This is a genomic window from Mycolicibacterium sp. MU0053 (assembly GCF_963378095.1).
Classification (GTDB): Bacteria; Actinomycetota; Actinomycetes; order Mycobacteriales; family Mycobacteriaceae; genus Mycobacterium; species Mycobacterium burgundiense.
On the sequence record NZ_OY726397.1, the window covers coordinates 72,030 to 93,954 of the forward strand.

The 21,925-nt window shown below is 69.2% G+C and carries 14 protein-coding genes and 1 pseudogene; 10 read left to right on the top strand and 5 right to left on the bottom strand.

Going from position 1 to position 21,925, the window contains the following annotated elements:
• Window positions 1-28: 28 nt before the first annotated feature.
• From RCP80_RS00330 to eccA, 5 genes are read left to right on the top strand one after another with little or no spacing between them, the layout of a single operon-like run.
• Window positions 29-1,060, top strand: a complete 1,032-nt coding sequence (locus RCP80_RS00330) for a MinD/ParA family ATP-binding protein (RefSeq protein ID WP_308480455.1) — start codon at window positions 29-31, stop codon at window positions 1,058-1,060.
• Window positions 1,060-2,562 (top strand): type VII secretion integral membrane protein EccD, encoded by a 1,503-nt coding sequence (gene eccD / locus RCP80_RS00335; protein ID WP_308480456.1) that lies wholly within the window; start codon window positions 1,060-1,062, stop codon window positions 2,560-2,562. Before RCP80_RS00330 ends, eccD begins: the two co-directional genes overlap by 1 nt.
• Window positions 2,544-4,226 (top strand): type VII secretion-associated serine protease mycosin, encoded by a 1,683-nt coding sequence (mycP, locus tag RCP80_RS00340; protein WP_373693419.1) that lies wholly within the window; start codon window positions 2,544-2,546, stop codon window positions 4,224-4,226. The genes eccD and mycP overlap by 19 nt, the downstream gene beginning before the upstream one ends.
• A complete protein-coding gene (gene eccE / locus RCP80_RS00345; RefSeq protein ID WP_308480457.1) occupies window positions 4,223-5,761 on the top strand; it encodes a type VII secretion protein EccE in 1,539 nt (512 codons plus the stop codon). Before mycP ends, eccE begins: the two co-directional genes overlap by 4 nt.
• 10 nt (window positions 5,762-5,771) lie before the next feature.
• Window positions 5,772-7,628: a type VII secretion AAA-ATPase EccA gene (eccA, locus tag RCP80_RS00350; protein ID WP_308480458.1), complete on the top strand. Its 1,857-nt coding sequence runs from the start codon at window positions 5,772-5,774 to the stop codon at window positions 7,626-7,628.
• A gap of 6 nt (window positions 7,629-7,634) precedes the next feature.
• On the opposite strand, the gene RCP80_RS00355 is transcribed toward eccA, so the two are convergent.
• Both RCP80_RS00355 and RCP80_RS00360 read right to left on the bottom strand, forming a co-directional pair.
• Window positions 7,635-8,471, bottom strand: a complete 837-nt coding sequence (locus tag RCP80_RS00355) for a thioesterase family protein (RefSeq protein ID WP_373693420.1) — start codon at window positions 8,469-8,471, stop codon at window positions 7,635-7,637.
• Window positions 8,468-9,607 carry a MinD/ParA family ATP-binding protein gene (locus RCP80_RS00360; protein WP_308480460.1) on the bottom strand — a complete coding sequence of 380 codons (1,140 nt, stop codon included), beginning with the start codon at window positions 9,605-9,607 and terminating at the stop codon, window positions 8,468-8,470. Before RCP80_RS00360 ends, RCP80_RS00355 begins: the two co-directional genes overlap by 4 nt.
• A gap of 394 nt (window positions 9,608-10,001) precedes the next feature.
• On the opposite strand from RCP80_RS00360, the gene RCP80_RS00365 reads away from it, so the two are divergent.
• From RCP80_RS00365 to RCP80_RS00375, 3 genes are all read left to right on the top strand, one after another.
• Complete coding sequence (locus tag RCP80_RS00365) at window positions 10,002-10,355, top strand: WhiB family transcriptional regulator (RefSeq protein ID WP_308480461.1); 354 nt, start codon at window positions 10,002-10,004, stop codon at window positions 10,353-10,355.
• Window positions 10,356-11,115: 760 nt separating this feature from the next.
• Window positions 11,116-15,705 carry a glutamate synthase large subunit gene (gene gltB / locus RCP80_RS00370; protein ID WP_308480462.1) on the top strand — a complete coding sequence of 1,530 codons (4,590 nt, stop codon included), beginning with the start codon at window positions 11,116-11,118 and terminating at the stop codon, window positions 15,703-15,705.
• A complete protein-coding gene (locus tag RCP80_RS00375) occupies window positions 15,698-17,164 on the top strand; it encodes a glutamate synthase subunit beta (RefSeq protein ID WP_308480463.1) in 1,467 nt (488 codons plus the stop codon). Before gltB ends, RCP80_RS00375 begins: the two co-directional genes overlap by 8 nt.
• A gap of 408 nt (window positions 17,165-17,572) precedes the next feature.
• Here the strand turns inward: RCP80_RS00375 and RCP80_RS25955 are convergent.
• A pseudogene (locus RCP80_RS25955) lies at window positions 17,573-18,420 on the bottom strand (LLM class F420-dependent oxidoreductase).
• A 57-nt stretch (window positions 18,421-18,477) separates the two neighbouring features.
• On the opposite strand from RCP80_RS25955, the gene RCP80_RS00390 reads away from it, so the two are divergent.
• Together RCP80_RS00390 and RCP80_RS00395 are read left to right on the top strand one after the other, a co-directional pair.
• Window positions 18,478-19,482 (top strand): PHP domain-containing protein, encoded by a 1,005-nt coding sequence (locus RCP80_RS00390; protein WP_308483037.1) that lies wholly within the window; start codon window positions 18,478-18,480, stop codon window positions 19,480-19,482.
• Between the two features lie 25 nt (window positions 19,483-19,507).
• Entirely contained in the window at window positions 19,508-19,939 is a 432-nt protein-coding gene (locus tag RCP80_RS00395) for a hypothetical protein (RefSeq protein ID WP_308480464.1), read from the top strand.
• Here RCP80_RS00395 and dinB read toward each other — a convergent pair.
• Both dinB and RCP80_RS00405 read right to left on the bottom strand, forming a co-directional pair.
• On the bottom strand, window positions 19,936-21,147 hold the full coding sequence (dinB, locus tag RCP80_RS00400; protein ID WP_308480465.1) for a DNA polymerase IV: 1,212 nt from the start codon (window positions 21,145-21,147) through the stop codon (window positions 19,936-19,938). The genes RCP80_RS00395 and dinB overlap by 4 nt on opposite strands.
• A gap of 91 nt (window positions 21,148-21,238) precedes the next feature.
• A complete protein-coding gene (locus tag RCP80_RS00405; protein ID WP_308480466.1) occupies window positions 21,239-21,874 on the bottom strand; it encodes a TetR/AcrR family transcriptional regulator in 636 nt (211 codons plus the stop codon).
• Window positions 21,875-21,925 lie beyond the last annotated feature (51 nt).

Below are 21,925 nucleotides of genomic sequence, written 5' to 3' on the forward strand. Positions count from 1 at the left end.
CCTTCGCGCCCGTGTTAGCGTCGAAACCGTGACGGCTCCATGGGGGAATGAACCGGGCAGTGTTCCGGACAACGAACAATCGAGACACCGCGAATCCGCCGGGGGTTTCCACCGGCACCCGGATTCGGTTTCCGGTTCGTTGCGGATTTCCGACATGGTGGCCCCCCGGAAGATTCCACCGGGCTCGGGATGGCGAAAGTTCGTTTATCTTGCGACGTTCAAGACTGTCAATTTCGGCGAGTCGCCGGCCGAGCGACACTATCGCGAACTCCGCGAACGCATCCGCCGCCACATCCGCAAGCAGTACGTCGTCGGCGTGATCTCCGGCAAGGGCGGGGTCGGCAAGACCACCATGACCGCCTCGATCGGCGCGGTGTTCCGGGAGTGCCGCCCGGAGAACGTCGTCGCGATCGACGCGGCACCGGGTTTCGGCACGTTGGCCGGCCGGATCGACGAGACGCCGCCGGGTGATTACTCGGCGGTGCTCAACGACACCGATGTCCAGGGCTATGCCGATATCCGAGAACACCTGGGACAGAACGCCGTCGGCCTGGACGTGCTGGCCGGCAACCGTGCCTCGGATCAACCTCGACCGCTGGTCCCGTCGATGTTCACCGGGGTGCTGTCGCGGCTGCGCCGCACCCACAACGTGATGCTGGTGGATACCGCCGACGACCTCGAGCACCCGGTGATGAAGGCGGTCTTCGACGCCTGCGACACCCTGGTGTTCGTCTCCGGTCTCACGGCCGACACCTCGCTGCCGGTGACCCGCGCCATCGACCTGCTGCGGTCGCTGGGCTACCACGAACTGGTGTCGCGCAGCATGGTGATCCTCAACGACAGCCGCAACAAATACGACGCCGACGCGCGCAAGTATCTCGTCGAGCGTTTCAGCCAATCCGGCGCGACCGTCGAATTCATGCCCTATGACCCGCATCTGGCCAAGGGTGGAATCATCGACGTGCAACATGAATTGAACAAAGAGACGCGACTGCGGTTGTTCGAGATCACCGCGGCCATCGCCGACAAATACACACCCGATGCCGATCGGCCGCGCTAATGGCGAAGGTTTCCTTTCCCGCGCGGTGCGCCGTCGCCGTGGTGTGCGGCGAACATCTCATTTCGCAGGTGTATCCCGCGTCGGTTCCCGTTGAGGTTTTCCTCGACGACATCGTCGAATTGCTCGACGACGAGTTGAAGCGCCGCGGTCTCGGCGGGTTGGAATCGGGCCTCGGCTACGAGTTGCAGCGCGCCAATGGCACCCGCCTCGAAGTCACCAAGACACTCGACGAACTCGGCGTGGAGGATGGCACCACCCTGGTGCTGGTGCCCGCCGGACAGGGCGATTCCTTTGCGCCGCAATATGAGTCGCTGTCGACGGGCCTGGCCCGGGTGGGCAAGAAGCTGTTCGAACCGGTCACCGCCGCGACCGCGGCGCACACCGCGATCGCGATCGCGGCGATGTGCGCCGCCGCGATCCTGGTGCTGGCCCTGCGTCATCGCACCGTCGACGACGCCCTGCTGCCCACCATCGTTACCGGCGTCTTCGGACTGCTGCTGGCCGGCGGCGCGGGCGCGATGGCCAGCTGGTGGCCGCAGCGCCAGGACCTGCTCAGCGGGTTCGCGTGGCCGGCGATACCGCTGCTCGCAGTCAGTCTGGGTGCCGCCGCCCCGGGCGGGCTCGGGTCCGCCCATCTGTTCATCGCGGGCCTGGCGGTGCTGGCGATGACCTGCGGGCTGATGGCGCTGACCAAGCGCCACATCACCGTCGGGGCCCTCATCGTGACGCTGTGCGCGTTGGGCGGTGCGGTGGCGTTGGCGCGGATGTGGCGGCCGATCCCCGCGCAATGGCTCGGCATGTGCGGGCTGATCGCGCTGCTGCTGCTGGTGACGCTCGCGCCGACGTTCGCGCTGTGGGCGGCCCGGATCCGGCCGCCGCACTTCGGTTCGATCACCGGCCGGGACCTGTTCCGGCGCAGCGACGGCCTGCCCGTGGACGCCGTCGAACCGGTGCCCGACGAAGGCTTCGAGGACGCCGAGGGCGAAGCGGCCGAGGTGAATCCGGACACCACCCCACGGGGCGCGGAGATCGCCGCCGCGGCCCGTCGGGCGAATCAAGTGCTCACCGGGATCTGTGTCGCGGTCGCGGCGGCCCTGCCGATCGCGGTGTGGGCGACGTTGCTGCCGGGACAGGCCAAGAGCACCGCCGCCACCGTGTTGGCCATGCTGTTCGTGTTCATCTTCATCAGCCGCGGCCGCAGCTTCACCGCCAAGCAGCAGGCGGTGGCGTTGGTGTGCGGCGCGTCGGCCGCGGTCTGCGTGGGCGTCGTGAAGTACGTGCTGGCCGCACCGGCGGACTCGGGTTCGGCGGTGCTGTGGGGGACGCTGGCGCTGGCGGTCTTCGCCGGCCTGGGTCTGCTGGCGGGACTGCTGGTGCCGGTCACCCGGTTCACGCCGTTGGTCCGGATGCTGGCCGAATGGCTTGAGCTGCTGGCGATCGTGGCCGCGCTGCCGCTTGCCGCGTGGATCGGGGGACTGTTCACATGGGTTCGAATGCGATGAGGTCGGCGGGCCTGGCCAAGCGGGGCCGCGCGCTCGGGGCGGCGACCGCCGCGCTGCTGTTGGTCGCGTTGAGCACCAATCTTCCTGTCGCCCACGCGATTGCGCCGCCGTCGGTCGATCCGGAGATGGTGCCCGCCGACGGCCGGCCCGGACCCGATCAGGCGATGCGGCAGAGCAACATGTGCGCCCAGACCATCACCGTGGAAGATCCCAACGTGACCGTGACGGCGCCGGGCTTCACGATGCTCAACATCGCCAAGGCGTGGGAGTTCTCCACGGGACACGGTGTCCCGGTCGCGGTGATCGACACCGGCGTCAACCCCCATCCGCGGCTGCCGGTGGTCGCCGGCGGCGACTACATCATGGGTGGTGACGGCCTGCTGGACTGCGACGCCCACGGCACCATCGTGGCCTCGTTGATTGGCGCTGCGCCCCAGGGCAGTCCGATGCCGCCGCCGATGCCGCCGCGGCCGGCCTTCCCGCCGCCCGAGGGACCCGCGCCGGTCACCGGCGGCCCGCCACCCCCGGCCGGGCAGCCCGCGCCGCCGGCGCCGCCCCCGCCGCCGGCGCCGGTCACGGTGACCGAGATCCGGCCGGCGCCCCCGGCCGAACCACCCCCGCCCCCGCCGCCACCGGCACTGCCCGCCAACGCTCCCGGCCGGCCGCTACCGGACCTGCCCCAGAATCCGGCGGTCCCGCCGCCGCCGCCGGACTCGCCCGACGGCGTGGCCGGCGTCGCCCCGCACGCGGTGATCATTGCGATCCGGCAGTCCTCGCGGGCGTATGAGTTCGTCGACCCGCAACCAGGGGACAACGAGGCACGCCGCAAGGCCGGCACCATCCAGTCCCTGGCCCAGGCCATCGTGCACGCCGCGAATATGGGCGCCAAGGTGATCAACATCAGTGTCACGTCCTGTGTTTCGGCCGCCGATCCGCTGGATCAGCGCGCCCTCGGCGCCGCGGCGTGGTACGCGGCGACCGTCAAGGACGCCGTCATCGTGGCGGCCGCCGGCAACGAGGGCGAAGAGGGGTGCGCGCAGAACCCGTTGTTCGATCCGCTCAACGCCGACGACCCCCGGGACTGGCGACAGGTCAAGACCGTCTCGTCGCCGTCGTGGTTCGCCGATTACGTGTTGTCGGTGGGTGCCGTCGACAACTCCGGCGCGCCGCTGCCGAAGAGCCTGGCCGGACCGTGGGTGTCGGCGGCCGCTCCCGGGGTCGGGATCATGGGGTTGTCCCCGAACAACGGTGCCCCGGTGAACGCCTACCCGCCGAGCAAGCCGGGTGAGCCGAACACGCCGTTCTGGGGGACCAGCTTCTCGGCGGCCTACGTCAGCGGCGTGGCCGCGCTGGTGCGCGCGAAGTTCCCGGAACTCACCGCGCACCAGGTGATCAACCGGATCCGGCAGACCTCGCACAACCCGCCCCGCGGCGTCGACAATCAGGTCGGCTACGGCGTGGTGGATCCTGTTGCGGCACTGACCTTCAACGTCCCGCCGGGCGAGCGACTCGCGCCGGGCTCGGAAAGTCGACTGGTGGTGCCGCCGCCACCGCCGGCACCGCCGGACCATCGGGCCCGCAACGTCGCGCTGATCTTCGGCGCCGCCATGCTGGGCGCGGTGCTGCTGGCGTCGCTGGTGGCGCGGGCCAGGCGGGCCCGATGAGCGCCGCCACCCGCATTGCCGTCATTGTCGCGGTGTTCGCCGCGGGCCTGCTGGGCTGGGGCGTCGGCGGTTACCTCGGGGCCGGCATCGGGTTGGTGTTCGGGGTGGCCGTCGCCGTGATCCGGTGGTGGCGGCTGCCGCTGTGGTCGTGGTGGGCGCTGTTCCGCCGGCGCAACCGCGGGATCGAACTCGTCGAACCGATCACCGTCGCCAACGACCGCTCCGGCGGCGGGGTCCGCTATCAGGATCAGGTCGCGATCGTCGCGGTGCACGTGTTGGGCAAGGCCCACACGCCCACGGTGTTCACCGGATCCACCGCGGCTGTCACCGAGAACACCGTCGATCTGGCCGCACTGCGGGATCTGCTGCGGCACAGCCTGGGACTCACGGTCGAGTCGCTGAGCCTGGTGACCGCCGGTGCGCGTCGCCGGGCGACCGGTGACTATCCCCGGGTGTACGACACGTTGATCGGCACGCCGCCGTATGCCGGGCAACGGGAAACCTGGGTGATCGCCCGGATTGCCAGCTTCCCGAACGCCGACGCCCTGCAGTGGCGGATCTCGGCCGGGACGGCCGCGCTGGCCGCCGCGCAGCGCATCAGCGCCGAACTGCGCCACCGCGGTATCCGGGCGAAGGTGGCCACCGCAACCGACATCGTCGAGATGGAACGCCGCATCGGGCATGCGGCGCTGGGGCAGGGCCGGCAGAAGTGGCGTTCGGTGCGCAGCGACAACGGCTGGCTGACGTCGTATTGGTATCGACCGCAGGACATTACGCCGGAAACCATGGATCAGGCCTGGTCGCTGCGCGTCGACGGCGTCATCCAGAACTGGACGCTGTTCGCCGACGGCACCGCGACCGCCACCGTGACGGTGCGCACCACCCAGCCGCCCACCGCGCCGCCGAGCGTCATCATGCGCACCCTGCCGGGGGAGCAGGCCGCGGCCGTCGCCGCGAGCATTTGCGGGCCCACCCGGGCGTTGCGGCGCATCCGGCGCGGACCGGCGCCGGCCGCACTGCCCGTGCCGGTGGGCCCGTCGGGCGTCCTGATCGGCAAGGTGGGCGCCGGCGATCGGTTGCTGTTGCCGTTCGGCGACCCCGGCGAGTTCAGCCGCGTGCACATCGCGGCCGACGACGTGGTGGCCAAACGCCTGGTGGTGCGCGCCGCCGGGGCCGGCGACCGAATCACCATCCACACCCGGGATCCGCAGCGGTGGGCCACCGTGCGGATGCCCGACATCGCGGTCACCGAGGGCACCCGGCCGGCCGCCGGCACCACCGTCAGCGTGACCGACGGTGTGCTCGCGCCGGCGCCGCGGCCCAACACGGTGATCTCGATCGGGCGTCCGGGCGAGCCGGTCCGGGGGACCGCCGACGTGCACATCACCCAGATCGGACCCGCCACCGTCGAGGTGAGCGCGCGCGGCTGGGCGCGGACGGTCGAGGTGGAGCTGTTCCGCGCCGAGAACCGCTACGTTTCGGCCGAACCGACCAGCATGTTCGAGGACCGGGAACTCGTTGAGGAAAGGCGCTGACCCGCAAGCGATGACGACCAGTACCAGCATGACCGCGGCCGCCCGTAGGCACTTCGACCAGGGTATGGCCTTGCTTGCCGCCGAACCGGACGCCGCGCAGGCGAAGTTCCGGGAGGCCACCGAGACCGACCCGGCGATGGCCGATGCCTGGCTCGGGCGGATCGCGGCCGGTGACGACGCGCTGTCGTCCCTGCAGGAGCTCTACGCCTACGGGGCGCGGCTGCACCGCGAAACCAACCGGATCGGCGCGACGCTGGCCGCGCACATCAAGGCCGGCCCGTACCTGGCGATCACCGTCACCGAATCGTCGCACGCCGGGCTCGCGTTGGCCTCGGCGTTGGTCGATGACGGTCAGTTCGAGAAGGCCGAAGCGCTGCTGGGCGATTCGGCGCTGCTGGACACCTGGGAGAACCACCAGTGGCAGCAGTATCTGCGGGCCTATCTGATGTTCGCCACCCAACGCTGGCCCGATGTCATCTCGGTGGCCGCGACGGTGCTGCCGCCGCAGGCGATCATCATGTCGGCGGTCACCGCGGCCACCAACACCCTGGCCGCGCATGCGGCCGCGCACCTCGGGCAGGGGCGGGTCGCGCTGGATTGGGCGGACCGCATCGATCTGCGGGCCCGCGGTGAACATAGCGCGGAGGCGCGGCGTCGGGATCTGACCGACGCGATCGTCGCGGCGATCGACCCCGCCGAATTCCCGCTGATCGCCGCGGATCTGGCCTACGTCCGCGGGATGGCCCACCGGCAGCTCGGCGAGGAGGACAAGGCTCAGGTCGCGCTGTCGAAGGCGACCATCAACGGCGCCCTGATCGCGTGCGCGCAGGAGGCGCTGGCCGATCCGAATCTGCGGCTGGTGGTGACCGACGAGGCCACCATCAACAGCCGCACCAACCGGTGGGACGTCAGCACCGAGCAGAGCCTCGAGGATCGCCAGCAGGAGGAGAACGAGGGCCGCCGCGCCGAACTCCTGGAGGAGGGGCGGGCGCTGCTCAACCATCAGGTGGGGCTGGCCGACGTCAAGCGCGCCGTCGCGGAGCTGGAGGACCAGATCGAGGTCCGGGCATTGCGATTGGCCCACGGCCTGCCGGTCACCAACCAGACCAACCACATGTTGTTGGTGGGTCCGCCGGGCACCGGTAAGACCACCACCGCCGAGGCGTTGGGCAAGATCTACGCGGGCCTGGGCATTGTGCGCCACCCGGAGATCATCGAGGTCAAACGGGCGGACTTCTGCGGCGAGCACATCGGCTCGTCGGGGCCGAAAACCAATGAGCTGATTGATCGTTCGCTGGGGCGCATCCTGTTCATGGACGAGTTCTACAGCCTGGTGGAGCGCCACCACGACGGCCGTCCGGACATGATCGGTATGGAGGCCGTCAACCAGCTGCTGGTGGCGTTGGAGGTGCACCGGTTCGACTTCTGTTTCATCGGTGCCGGCTACGAGCGTGAGGTCGACGAGTTCCTCACGGTGAACCCGGGTTTGGCGGGACGGTTCAACCGCAAGCTGCGGTTCGAGTCCTACAGCCCGGATGAACTGGTGGAGATCGCGATGCGCTACGGGCAGCCGCGCGCCACCGTGATCGAACCCGCCGCGCGCGACGCGCTGAATGCGGCGTGCCGGGCGCTGCGCGCGTACCTGGCCCCGGACGGCAGCCACGGCGTGGACGTCATGCAAAACGGGCGATTTGCCCGCAACGTCGTGGAACGCGCTGAGCGGCTGCGCGATTCGCGGGTCGCCGCCCAGCATCGCACCGACAAGGGGTCGGTCACCATCACCGATCTGGAGACCGTCCGGACCCAGGACGTGATGGCGGCCGTGCGGGATGCCTGCGCCGAGAAGAACGTACCGATCGAGCTGTAGGGGGGCCTAGGGAGTGATCGCGTGCTGTGGGTTGAACGCGTCGGCGGGCTGCGCGAGGGCCAGCGCGACGCTGGTCCCGATCGGCCCCTCGCGGTCGAACAGCGTGGCCGACCCGGTCGCCACCCCGTCGGCGCCGTAATGGCTGTGCGCGGCCAACCCGATCAAGTCGTCGACCGGCAACCGGCCCAGCGTCACCGTGAAGTCGGCGTTGATGTAGCGCAAACCGCCGGTGCCCCAGTGGGTCAGCGAGCTGGTGATATCGCCGACGAAGGCGACGCGGCTGAACGGCGTCAGCGGTTCGCCGGCCACGATGGGACGGTCCAAGCGCACCCAGGCGAATTTCTGGGAGTCCGACTGCTCCCACGCGGCCGGCACCAGCCCGGGCTTGCCCGCGTCGTGGCCCGACCCGTAAGTCCACATCTGGAATGGCAGATCCGGCGGCATGCCGTCGAACACAGTGGGCGGCGGGGGCATGGTGACCGGCGCGCTCCACACCTGACCGTCCGGGTGCTCACCGCGCCGCAGGAACAGCGCGCTGGCGCGGGCCACCGGCCGGCCGTCCTGCATCAAGGTGGCGTCGACGAGCTTGATCCGCCTGCCTTCGCGCTGCACCAGCGTCCGGATCTGCACCGGCTGGAGGAACACCGGTCGCATCAGGTCGATCGTGAAGCGCGCGGGTTGTAGCTCGGCAGCACCGTGCTGATCGAGGGCCCAACCGAGCAGTCCGCCGACGATCTGCCCGGCCATGGTCTGGCCCCAGGGGCCGCGGGCCAGATCGCTGGGCAGGAAGCTGTCGCCGTCGGCGGTGAACAGGGCCTCGGAATCGGTGCACACGGCGCTCAACTGGAGGCACCCGGCACGGGATGCGGGGGCACCACGGAGAAGTGACCGGCGATCGCCGCGGTGATCTCCAGGAAGCGCAACCGGGTGGTCGGCGCCATCTCCCGGGTGACATCGATGACGCCGCCGGGCCGCAGATGCGGGTCGAACGGCACTTCGACCACCACCTGTCCACGGCTGGTGAACTGCTGGGCCAGCGCGGCCTTGGTCTTCTTGTCTGCGTGGCCGTCGGAGTCGTTGAGGACCACGACCGTGCGACGCAGCAGTTCGCCCATGCCGTGGTTGGCCAACCACTCCATGGTCTGGGCGGCGGCGCCGGCCCCGTCGGCCCACGGCGAGGACACCACGATGAGCGCGTCCAGGTCGCGCAGCGCTTCCTGAGTCACGGGCGAGTCCATGGTGGAACCGCAGTCGATGATCGAGATCGTGAAGTGCCGGTCCAGGCGCAGCGCGGCCTCGCGGTAGATCGCCGCGTCCAGCACCCGGCGCCGGGTGCTGGCCGGCTCACCGGCCAGCACGTACAACCCGGCCGCGTTGTTGCCGATCCGGGCCCGCAGGTCGGCGAAGGACTCCAGGTTCCGGTCGCCGGCCAGTTCCCAGTAGGAGCCACGCGCGTTGGGATCCACCCGGCTGCCGAGGCGCCCGAACGCCGTGTCGGCGTCAATGGCGACAACGCGGTCCGACGGTCGCAATTCGGCGAACACGGATCCGACGCTGGCGGCCACCGAGGTCTTGCCGACGCCACCCTTGCCCAGCACGCCGACCTTGTAGTAGCTGCGCAGCGGTGCCTGGATGATCGCCTGCAACTGGGCGGCGCGGCGATCCGAGCGGGACGGACCGAGGTTCACCAGGCCGAAGGTGGCGGCATAGACGGCGCGGCGCCATCCGCGGGCCGGGCGCGGTCGGCGCGGTTGGGGTGCGGGTGCGCCACCGAAGTCGGGCCAGTGCGGCTGCTGCGGGCCGGGGACCTGGGGTGCGGGATATCCCGGCGGCGGGCCGGCCGAATGGGGCGGGGCGGGCGCCGTCGCCCAGTTCTCGGGCGGCATCGTCCACTGCTCGGTGGGTGGGCCCTCGGGCGGGGACGAATACTGCGGCGGACCGGACTGACGATCGCGGAGAAAGTCTTCACGTTCGGTCACTGCAGGAGACCTCCTTGGACGGACTGCGTGGTGCGCGCGGCGGCGGTCCGGCGGGACAGCGGACCAGACCTACCCAGTATCGACTATCACGGTTCGCGGCCCCGCGGGCCTGCTGCGACCGTTCCGGTGCGCGCCGGCACGGAGCGGCGACGGTCGGAAACCGAATCGGTGCTACGACATTTGCGTGGCGTTCGGCCGCTTCGAGCTGCATATTCGCGCACGTCGGCGGCGCCCGCCTGGGCGCCCCTGAGCGTGACATCAGGGTTCAACCTGCACTTCGGCGGTATGGGGGTCTGGTCGAGCGCGACCCGAAGCGCTGCGGTTAAACCGTTGCAGTGCGACGGTTGCGACTGCTACGGTTCAGTCACAGCGACCGCGCCAGAGAGGAAGACTCATGACAAGCGCACTCAGCCCGGGCCAGCCCGGCTACGACTGGGCAACCCCCTACGACGTCGTCGGCGCCTGCGTCACCGACCCGGACCGGTGGGCCGTGGCGGCCGACGAGGTGGCCAAGGCCATCTGCCGGACCTGCCCGCGGCGCTGGCTGTGTGCCCGCGATGCCGTCGAGACGCCGGGCGCCGAGGGGGTCTGGGCCGGGATCGCGATCCCGGAATCCGGTCGCGGGCGCACCTTCGCACTGCGCCAACTGCGGTCGCTGGCCGAACGGGGCGGTTACCCGGTCCGGGCCTCGCGCCGGCGCCGATTCACCGAACCCGACGACACCGGACATGGGCCCGCAGCCGGCTGAGCGATACAGGTAGTGGACTACGCGTGCCGTGTCACTGCGCCCGGACGACAGTGAGATCTCAAGGGGGCGGGCTGATCCGGGAGCGGCCCACCCACCATGAGCCGAGACCGCGGTTGACAGGTCGGCCGGATGACGGCCACCGTCGAGGGGCGACCGCGGTCTCGGCTGCCGTCCGGGGGCCGAACCGGACGCAATCTAAGAATCGGCCTAACTTTTTGCAAACATCCGCTGAACGTCCCAGCTGGGGCGGCGTGGCCGCCGGGGCGGCGGTCATGGGCGCCGAACCGGGGCGCTACCAGGAAAAAAGTTCCGACAGCCGGCACGGGACGCGGGGTCGGGTGTGGTGAAGCACACGCCCCGAATTGAGCCCCCAGCAAACTTCCTAAGAGTTGATCGGCGACGGAACCGCGCCGACCGGAAAATCGAACCGGAACGCATTCGCGACGAAATCGCGTTCGACACAGTAGGATTCGATCCACGGTCGGTCGCAAGGCGCATTGCGGAGCTTGGGGATGGGCAAAGGTTAGTTAGGCTCCACTAAGTTGGCGTGTGGGGCGGTGTTTGCTTTATCGTTTTACAACTTGTTGTGACCTGATGATCGGGCCGCCGTTCAGTGCTGCACGGGCCTTCGTACAACGGTTGGGGTCACGACGAATAACCGAAGGGGCCCAGCCCGCTTCCTCCGAGTTGCGGCGCAGGGCCTGATCAGCACACGAAGAGCTGACGAAGCTCTTCACGAAGGATTCAGGTGGGTTTGCCGGTGAAAAGAGCGCCCAGCACTGTCGGACTGTACAACCCCGCATACGAGCACGACTCGTGCGGCGTTGCGATGGTCGTGGATATGCATGGCCGACGCAGTCGCGACATTGTTGACAAGGCGATTGCGGCCCTGGTCAACCTCGAGCATCGGGGTGCTCAGGGCGCCGAACCCAACACCGGCGACGGGGCCGGAATCATGCTGCAGGTGCCGGACCGGTTCGTGCGCTCCGTGGTGGAGTTCGATCTGCCCGAACCCGGCAGCTACGCCACCGGGATCGCCTTCCTGCCGCAGTCGGCCAAGGATGCGGCCGCGGCCTGCGCGGCGGTCGAGAAGATCGTCGAGGCCGAGGGACTGGAACTGCTCGGCTGGCGCGACGTCCCGACCGACGAGTCGTCGCTGGGAGCGTTGGCGCGCGACGCGATGCCGACCTTCCGGCAGTTGTTCATCGGCGGCGCCTCCGGCATGGAACTCGAGCGGCGGGCCTATGTGATCCGCAAGCGTTCCGAGCACGAATTGGGCACGAAGGGCCCGGGCCAGGACGGCCCCGGCCGCGAGACCGTGTACTTCCCAAGCCTTTCCGGGCAGACCTTCGTCTACAAGGGCATGCTCACCACACCGCAGCTCAAGGCGTTCTACCTCGATCTGCAGGACGACCGGCTCGAGAGTGCGCTGGGCATCGTGCATTCCCGCTTCTCCACCAACACCTTCCCGTCCTGGCCGCTGGCGCACCCCTTCCGGCGGGTGGCGCACAACGGTGAGATCAACACCGTCACCGGCAACGAGAACTGGATGCGGGCCCGGGAATCGCTGATCCACACCGATGTCTTCGGCTACCACAACGACCTGAACAAGATCTTCCCGGTCTGCACGCCCGGCGCCTCCGACACCGCGCGCTTCGACGAGGTACTCGAGCTGCTGCACCTCGCCGGCCGCAGCCTCCCGCACGCGGTGCTGATGATGATCCCCGAGGCCTGGGAGCGGCACGAGTCGATGGACCCCGCCCGCCGCGCCTTTTACGAGTTCCACGACTCGCTGATGGAGCCGTGGGACGGTCCGGCGTCGGTGTGCTTCACCGACGGGACCGTCGTCGGCGCCGTGCTCGACCGCAACGGCCTGCGGCCCTCGCGCATCTGGGTCACCGACGACGGACTGGTGGTCATGGCGTCGGAGGCCGGCGTGCTGGACCTCGACCCCAACAAGGTCGTGCAGCGGATGCGCCTGCGCCCGGGCCGGATGTTCCTGGTGGACACCGCGCAGGGCCGGATCGTCTCCGACGACGAGATCAAGGACGAACTGGCCGCCGAGCACCCCTACCAGGACTGGCTCGACGCGGGGCTGTTCCCCGTCGACGAACTGCCGCAGGGCAACTACGTCAAGATGCCGCACCACCGGGTGGTGGCCCGGCAGCAGATCTTCGGCTACACCAACGAGGACCTGAACCTGCTGATCGCGCCGATGGCCCGCAGCGGTGCCGAGGCGCTGGGCTCGATGGGCACCGACACCCCGATCGCGGTGCTCTCGCAGCGGCCCCGGATGCTGTTCGACTACTTCCAGCAGCTGTTCGCCCAGGTCACCAACCCGCCGCTGGACGCCATCCGCGAAGAGGTGGTCACCAGCCTGCAGAACACGCTGGGCCCCGAGGGCGACCTGCTGAACCCCGACGAGAACTCCTGTCGCCAGATCGTGCTGCCGCATCCGATCCTGCGCAACGCCGAACTGGCCAAGCTGATCAACGTCGACCCCGATCACGAGATCCGCGGTCGCAAGCACGGCATGAGGGCCGCGGTGGTCCAGTGCCTGTTCCCGGTCGCCGACGGCGGCCAGGGCCTGCGGCGCGCGCTCGAGGATGTCCGCACCCGGGTCTCGCAGGCGATCCGCAACGGCGCGCGCATCATCGTGCTGTCGGACCGCGAGTCCAACGAATGGCTCGCGCCGATCCCGTCGCTGCTGTCGCTGGCCGCGGTGCACCACCACCTCGTGCGCGAACGCACCCGGACCCAGGTGGGTCTGGTCGTGGAGTCCGGGGACGCGCGCGAGGTGCACCACATGGCAATGCTGTGCGGCTTCGGTGCCGCCGCCATCAACCCCTACCTCGCGCTCGAGACCATCGACGACATGATCGAGCGCGGCGTCATCACCGGTCTGAGCAGCGACGAGGCCAAGAACAACTACGTCAAGGCCGCCGGCAAGGGTGTGCTCAAGGTGATGTCGAAGATGGGCATCTCCACGTTGGCGTCCTACACCGGCGCGCAACTGTTCCAGGCGGTCGGCGTGTCCCAGCGGGTGCTCGACGAGTACTTCACCGGATTGCACTGTGCCACCGGCGGTATCGGCCTGGACGATATGGCCGACGACGTCGCCGCCCGGCACGATCTCGCCTATCTCGAGCGCCCCGACGAGCGCGCGCATCGCGAACTCGAGGTCGGCGGGGAATACCAGTGGCGCCGCGAGGGCGAATACCACCTGTTCAACCCCGACACGGTGTTCAAGCTGCAGCACTCCACCCGCACCGGCCAGTACCAGGTGTTCAAGGAGTACACCAAGCTGGTCGACGACCAGAGCGAGCGGATGGCCTCGCTGCGCGGCCTGCTGAAGTTCAAAGAGGGTGTCCGGCCGCCGGTTCCGCTCGACGAGGTGGAGCCCGCCAGCGAGATCGTCAAGCGGTTCTCCACCGGTGCGATGAGCTACGGCTCGATCTCCGCCGAGGCGCACGAGACGCTGGCCATCGCGATGAACCGGCTTGGTGGACGGTCGAACTCGGGTGAGGGCGGCGAGTCGGTGGACCGCTTCGAGCCGGACGCCAACGGTGACTGGCGGCGCAGTGCCATCAAGCAGGTGGCCTCGGCGCGCTTCGGGGTCACCAGCCATTACCTGACCAACTGCACCGACATCCAGATCAAGATGGCTCAGGGCGCCAAACCCGGTGAGGGCGGCCAGCTTCCGGGGCACAAGGTGTATCCGTGGGTGGCCGAGGTGCGGCATTCGACCCCGGGCGTCGGGCTGATCTCGCCGCCGCCGCACCACGACATCTACTCGATCGAGGATCTGGCGCAGCTGATCCACGACCTGAAGAACGCCAACCCGGCCGCGCGCATCCACGTCAAGCTGGTCAGCGAGAACGGGGTCGGCACGGTCGCCGCGGGCGTCTCCAAGGCGCACGCCGATGTGGTGCTGATCTCCGGCCACGACGGCGGCACCGGCGCCACGCCGCTGACGTCCCAGAAGCATGCCGGCGCGCCGTGGGAGCTCGGCCTGGCCGAAACCCAGCAGACGCTGCTGCTCAACGGGCTGCGGGACCGGATCGTGGTGCAGGTCGACGGTCAGCTCAAGACCGGCCGCGACGTGATGGTGGCCGCGCTGCTCGGCGCCGAGGAGTTCGGTTTCGCCACCGCGCCGCTGGTGGTCTCGGGTTGCATCATGATGCGGGTCTGCCACCTCGACACCTGCCCGGTGGGGGTCGCGACCCAGAATCCGGTGCTGCGTGAGCGCTTCACCGGCAAGCCCGAGTTCGTGGAGAACTTCTTCCTGTTCATCGCCGAGGAAGTCCGGGAACTGATGGCCCAGTTGGGCTTCCGTACCCTCAACGAGGTCGTCGGCCAGGTGAGCACGCTGGACACCACCCAGGCCGCCGAGCACTGGAAGGCCTACAAGCTGGACCTGTCCCCGGTGCTGCACGAGCCGGAGTCGGCGTTCATGAACCAGGACCTGTACTGCAGTTCGAGCCAGGACCACGGCCTGGACAAGGCGCTCGATCAGCAACTGATCGCCCAGTGCCGCGAAGCGCTGGACCAGGCCACCCCGGTGCGGTTCCGCACCAAGATCGCCAACGTCAACCGCACGGTCGGCACGATGCTCGGCCACGAGGTGACCAAGGCCTATGGCGGGCAGGGGCTTCCGGACGGGACCATCGACATCACCTTCGAGGGTTCGGCGGGCAACAGCTTCGGTGCGTTCGTGCCCAAGGGCATCACGCTGCGGGTCTATGGGGACGCCAACGACTACGTCGGCAAGGGCCTGTCGGGCGGCCGGATCGTGGTGCGCCCGTCGGACAACGCGCCGGAGGGCTATGTCGCCGAGGAGAACATCATCGGCGGCAACGTGATCCTGTTCGGCGCCACCAGCGGCCAGGCGTTCCTGCGCGGTGTGGTGGGCGAGCGGTTCGCCGTCCGCAACTCCGGCGCCCATGCGGTGGTCGAGGGGGTCGGTGACCACGGTTGCGAGTACATGACCGGCGGCCGCGTCGTCATCCTCGGCGAGACGGGACGCAACTTTGCCGCCGGCATGTCGGGCGGGGTGGCCTACGTCTACGACCCGGCCGGCGTGCTGCCGGACAATCTGAACGGAGAGATGGTCGATCTTGATGAACCCGATGACGCCGACCTCGAGTGGTTGCACGGCATGATCACCGCCCACGTGGACGCCACGGATTCGGCTGTCGGGCAGCGGGTGCTGTCGGACTGGGCGGCCCAGAGCAAGCACTTCGCCAAGGTGATGCCGCGCGACTACAAGCGCGTGCTGGTGGCGATCGCCGAGGCCGAAGAGGCCGGCACCGACGTCGGCACCGCGATCATGGCGGCCGCTCGTGGCTGATCCCTACGGCTTCCTCAAGCACACCCAACGCCAGACGCCGCCGCGTCGGCCGGTTCCGCTGCGCCTCCAGGACTGGAAAGAGGTCTACGAGGAATTCAGTCACGAGACCCTGCAGGTGCAGGCCTCGCGCTGCATGGACTGCGGTATCCCGTTCTGCCACAACGGCTGTCCGCTGGGCAACCTGATCCCGGAGTGGAACGACCTGGTGTTCAACGGTCGGTGGCGCGACGGCATCGAACGGTTGCACGCCACCAACAACTTCCCCGAGTTCACCGGCCGGCTGTGCCCGGCGCCGTGTGAGTCCTCGTGCGTGTTGGGCATCAACCAGGATCCGGTGACCATCAAGCAGGTCGAAGTCGAGCTGATCGACAACGCCTTCAACGAGGGCTGGGTGGTCCCGTTGCCGCCGTCGGTGCTCACCGGCAAGAAGGTCGCGGTGGTGGGTTCGGGGCCGGCCGGTCTGGCCGCGGCCCAGCAGCTGACCCGGGCCGGCCATCACGTGACGGTGTTCGAGCGGGCCGACCGCATCGGCGGCCTGCTGCGCTACGGCATCCCCGAGTTCAAGATGGAAAAGCGCCACATCGACCGCCGGCTCGAGCAGATGGCGGCCGAGGGCACCGAGTTCCGCGCGGGCGTCAACGTCGGCATTGATATAACAGCGCAGCACCTCCTCTCCGATTACGACGCGGTGGTGCTGGCCGGCGGCGCGACCGCCTGGCGTGACCTGCCGATCCCGGGCCGCGAGCTCGACGGCATCCACCAGGCCATGGAGTTCCTACCGTGGGCCAACCGGGTGCAGTTCGGTGATGATGTGCTCGACGAGAACGGGCAGCCGCCGATCACCGCCAAGGACAAGAAGGTCATCATCATCGGCGGCGGCGACACCGGCGCCGACTGCCTCGGCACCTCGCACCGGCAGGGCGCGGTCAGCGTGCACCAGTTCGAGATCATGCCGCGGCCGCCCGAGACGCGGGCCGAGTCGACGCCGTGGCCGACGTATCCGCTGATGTTCCGGGTGTCCTCGGCGCACGAGGAGGGCGGCGAGCGGGTGTTCGCGGTCAACACCGAGAAGTTCCTGGGCGAGGACGGCCACGTCACCGGGCTCAAGGCCCACGAAGTGGTGCTGAACGCCGGCAAGTTCGAGAAGGTCGAGGGCTCGGACTTCGAGCTGGCGGCCGATCTGGTGCTGCTGGCGATGGGCTTCGTCGGCCCGGAGCGCGAGGGGCTGCTGACCGAGCTCGGTGTCGAGTTGACCGACCGCGGCAACGTCGGTCGCGACGATGATTTCCAGACCTCGGTGCCCGGCGTGTTCGTCGCCGGGGACATGGGCCGCGGCCAGTCGCTGATCGTGTGGGCGATCGCCGAGGGACGCGCCGCCGCGGCCGCGGTGGATCGGTTCCTGGTCGAGGAGACGGCGCTGCCGGCGCCCATCAAGCCGACCGACGTCCCGCAACGGTAGTCACACCCGTCACTCCAGAATCATCCGATCATTCATCGGCGCGCCTCGAGGGGTTTGCCGGCTCTGCGGTGTTAAATACATCACACCGGGCATTGCGGTATGGTGGTGGCTCGGTCCAGCTATAACGACCGCAGGAGTGATAGCAGTGCACGTCAACCCGATAACTCGGACACGAGTGGGGCGAATCGCCTGGTCATTGTTCCGGCACCCCGTCAAGAGCCGTGAATTCCCGGCCAAACACGAGCGTTTGGTGACCCGGGCCGAACTGCTCCGCTACGGCGTCTAGCAACTTTTCGCGCGTGCTGGACGGTCATCGCTGACGTCCGCGCAACTTTGCCCGCCCCATGGCGGCGCAGTTGCTGGCCGAATTTGCGGCCACCGGCGACGAATTCGAGGGCCGCGCCCAGGTCACGCCTGCAGGCCCGAATCCCGGATGGCCTCGGCCAGCGGTTCCAGCACCGCCGGATCGTGCGGCGGCGGTAGGTACACGATCGCCAGGTCCAGCCCCTCGGCGCCGAGCGCGGCGGCCTCATCAACCGCGCGCTGGTAGTCGAGGTTTGGATTCAGCCGCACATGCGCGGACACCGTGATCTCCGCCGGATCCCGCCCGATGTCGGCGCAGTGCGACGCCAACACGGCCCGCTTGCGGGCGAACTCCTCGGGCGGACCACCGACAAAGTTCCAGTGGTCGGCATAGCGGGCGGTGATGCGCAGCGTGCGCTTCTCGCCGCTGCCGCCGATGCAGATAGGTGGATGGGGCTGTTGCGGGCCCTTGGGCTCGTTGCGGCCTCGACCAGTTGGTAGTAGGTGCCGTCGAACGTGGTGGTCTCCTGGCTCAGTAGGCCTTTGAGCACCTCGCAGGCCTCCTCGAAGCGATCGAAGCGCTCCTTGATCGAGCCGAGTTCGATGCCGTAGGCCCCGGACTCCTCCTCATTCCAGCCGGCGCCGATGCCGAGTTCGAGCCGACCATTGGACACGATGTCCAGCGCCGAGGCCATGTCGGCCAGCACGGCCGGGTGACGGTAATGGATGCCAGTGACCAGCACGCCGACCCGCAGCCGCCGGGTGGCCTGCGCCAGCGCGGTCAGCGTGACCCAGCCCTCCAGACACGGCCCCGATGGGTCGGCGAAGATCGGATAGAAGTGGTCGAACGTCCAGCCGGACTCGTACACGTCGATGTCGTCGGCGGCCTGCCAGACCGCGAGCATGTCGGACCAGGCGGTGTTCTGAGGGGAGGTTTTGAACGCGAATCGCATTGGCTCGAGCTCAGTCCGTCCGCGCCGAATCGAGGCACTATGGAAGGCATGGCACCCCTGGATCCGGCCGCCGCACTGCGTCAAATCGCCTACTTCAAGGACCGCGCGCGCGAGGACAGCCGTCGGGTGATGGCCTACCGCAAGGCCGCCGACGCGGTGGCGGCGCTGACCGAGGAACAACGCGAGAAGCTCGGCCGCACCGACGGCTGGCAGTCGCTGCCCGGGGTCGGCCCCAAGACCGCCAAGGTCATCGCGCAGGCGTGGTCCGGGCGCGAGCCCGACACCTTGGTCGAGTTGCGAAGCACGGCAAAGGATCTCGGCGGTGGAGAGATCAGGACCGCGTTGAAGGGCGATCTGCACCTGCACTCGAACTGGTCGGACGGCTCGGCCCCGATCGAGGAGATGATGGCGACGGCCAGCGCGCTCGGACACCAGTACTGCGCGTTGACCGATCACTCGCCGCGGCTGCGGATCGCCAACGGTCTATCGGCCGACCGGCTGCGCCACCAGCTCGACGTCATCGACGAACTGCGTGAGAGGTTCGCGCCGCTGCGCATCCTGACCGGGATCGAGGTCGACATTCTCGAGGACGGCACGCTGGATCAGGAGCCCAAACTGCTCGACCGTCTCGATGTGGTGGTGGCCAGCGTGCATTCGAAGCTCGCGATGGACGCGCCGGCGATGACCCGCCGGATGGTGCGGGCGGTGACTCATCAGCGGGTCGCGGTGCTCGGGCACTGCACGGGCCGACTCGTGGAGGGCAACCGCGGCCTGCGGGCCGAATCCAAGTTCGACGCCGAAAAGGTGTTCACCGCGTGCCGCGACCACGGTACGGCCGTCGAGATCAACTCCCGGCCGGAGCGCCGGGATCCGCCGTCGCGGCTGCTGAAACTGGCCGCGGAGATCGGGTGTCATTTCTCGATCGACACCGACGCGCACGCTCCCGGCCAGTTGGACTTCCTCGGCTACGGGGCGCAGCGCGCGCTGGATCACGACGTCCCCGCCGAGCGGATCATCAACACGTGGGCGACCGAGGAGCTGCTGGCCTGGACCGGGGGCTGACCGGACGCGTCGTTAGACTCCGGCGATGCACGCCGAACTCGGGATCGACACCACACTGACGCTGCTCGCCGCCGGGCTGATCTTCCTGCTGGCGCTGATCCTCGGGATCTGGAAGTACCGCGAGATGGCGACCTCCGAGAATCATCTGGCCCACCCCTACGTCGACATCGCGCACCGGGCCGCGCTGCTGTACTCGTTCGCGACCCTGCTGGCGGCGGTGTTCGTGGAGTTGAGCGCCTGGCCCACGGCGGTGAACCTGACCGCGGCCGGGGTGCTGGTGTTCTTCTTCGTCTTCGCGATCGCCACCTACATCGTGCACGGAGCCAAGCGCGACACCACCAACCAGTTCAGCCACCCGGACGGCGCGCTGCACGCCGGCATGGCCCTGCTGATCATCGGCGAGGTCGGCGGCTTCGGGGTGCTGCTGACCGGCTTCATCGCCGGGCAACTCCTCTAGTCGGGCAGCTGCGGCACCTCGATTCCCGGATCGCGCCCCAGCAGCACGCCGCGGGTGAGCGCGGCAGTGCCGAACCGGCGCCGCACGTCGTCGACCGCGAGATCCACGGCCAGTAGGTCGGCGCCGGCGTCCAGCGGCAGTTCGAGCTGCTGGGCCCCGCCGCGGTCGATGTTGGACACCGCGAAACCGATCAACGTGAGCCCGCGTTCGGCGGTCACCGGGGTCGCGTCGGCCACCAGGGCGCGAGCGGCCGACAGGATCGGTTCGGTCGACGCGGTCGCGCGCGGCAGGGTGTGGGAGCGGGTGGCACGACCGAAGTCGGCGAACCGCAGTCGCAGCGTCACGGTGCGCCCGGTGCGCTGTGCCGCACGCATCCGTCGGGTGATGCGATCGATCAGGTTGACCACCACGGCATCGACCTCGGCGGCCGTCATGGTGTTCCCGGCGCGGCCCAGTGCGCGTTGCGCGCCGACCGAGCGGCGCCGCACCCCGGTCACGACGCGGCGCCGATCGATGTTGCGCGACAGGCAGTAGAGCTGGTGGCCCATGGCGCCGCCGACCATCGCGGCCAACGTCGTCTCGGTCAATTCGGCGACCTGCGCGACGGTGTGGATCCCGTGCGCCCGCAACTTCTCCTCGGTCTTGGCGCCCACGCCCCACAGCCGTCGCACCGGCAGCGGATGCAGAAACGCGAGCTCGCCCTCGGCGGGGACCAGCAACAGACCGTCGGGTTTGGCGACCTGGCTGGCGACCTTGGCCAGGAACTTGGTGCGCGCGATGCCGACGGTGATCGGGAGACCGACGCGCTCGCGGACCTGTTCGCGCAGCCGCGCCGCGATCGTCACCGGATCCCCGGCGGTCCGCGCCAGCCCGCCCACATCGAGGAACGCCTCGTCCACCGAGATCGGCTCGACCAGCGGGGTGGTGTCGTGGAACACCTCGAACACCGCGGCGCTGGCCTGCGAATAAGCCGTCATCCGGGGCGGGACCACGATGGCATCTGGGCACAATTGCCGCGCCTGCCGTCCGCCCATGGCGGTGCGCACCCCGCAGGCCTTGGCCTCGTAGCTGGCCGCCAGCACCACGCCGGCCCCGACGATCACCGGGCGGCCGCGCAGCGCCGGGTCGTCGCGCTGTTCCACGGCGGCGTAGAACGCGTCGAGGTCGGCGTGCAGGATCGCCACGGGGGCGGCATCGGACACGAACATATGTTCGCATTGCGGTGTGACAGCGCCGCCGAGATTGACGAATTGCCGGAAGCCACTCGCACAAGGTGGCCCAACCGCACCTTTGGGCGTTTTAGGCGGGGCCGTAGATGCTGGTCATCCAGATGTGGGTGAGGGTGTCGACGAGGCGGTCGGCCGGGACGGCGCCCGATTCCTCGGAGATCGCGGCGATCATGGCGCGTTCGTTCATCTGATTGAGCGCGGTCGCGAGTTCCCGGGCGGGCAACGTGTCGGGCGCGGCGCCGCGCCCGCGTTCGGCGGCGATCAGCGCCGCGGTCTGGTCGATCCACTTCTGCATGAACCCCGACCACAGGGCGCGCACCTCGGGGTTGGTGGAGATGGCCTCGGCGCCGGCGCGGGTCAGCACGGGATCGGACGCGAATGCGCTGTAGAACGTGTCGATGCCGTCCCGGAAAGCCCGGCGCGGGTCGGCGGGCACGGCGCTGATGTCGGACAGTCCGGTGTCGGCGTGCTGGATCAGCGGGTCCAGCAGCGAGAGCAGCACCGCCTCCTTCGACGGGAAGTAGAAGTAGAACGTCGGGCGCGACAACCCGGCCCCCTTGGCCAGGTCGACGACCGAGATCTCGGCGAACGCGCGCTCTTCCAGCAGCCGGCGCGCGGTCGCCAGGATGGCCTGTTCGCGGTCGTCGCCCGAGGGGCGGGAGGGACGACGCCCACGGTTCGCCCGGACGGGGCCTACTGTTGTCACACCGGGTACTTTACAGGGTGTCGATGTTCTCGACACCCGTTGACGCGATCA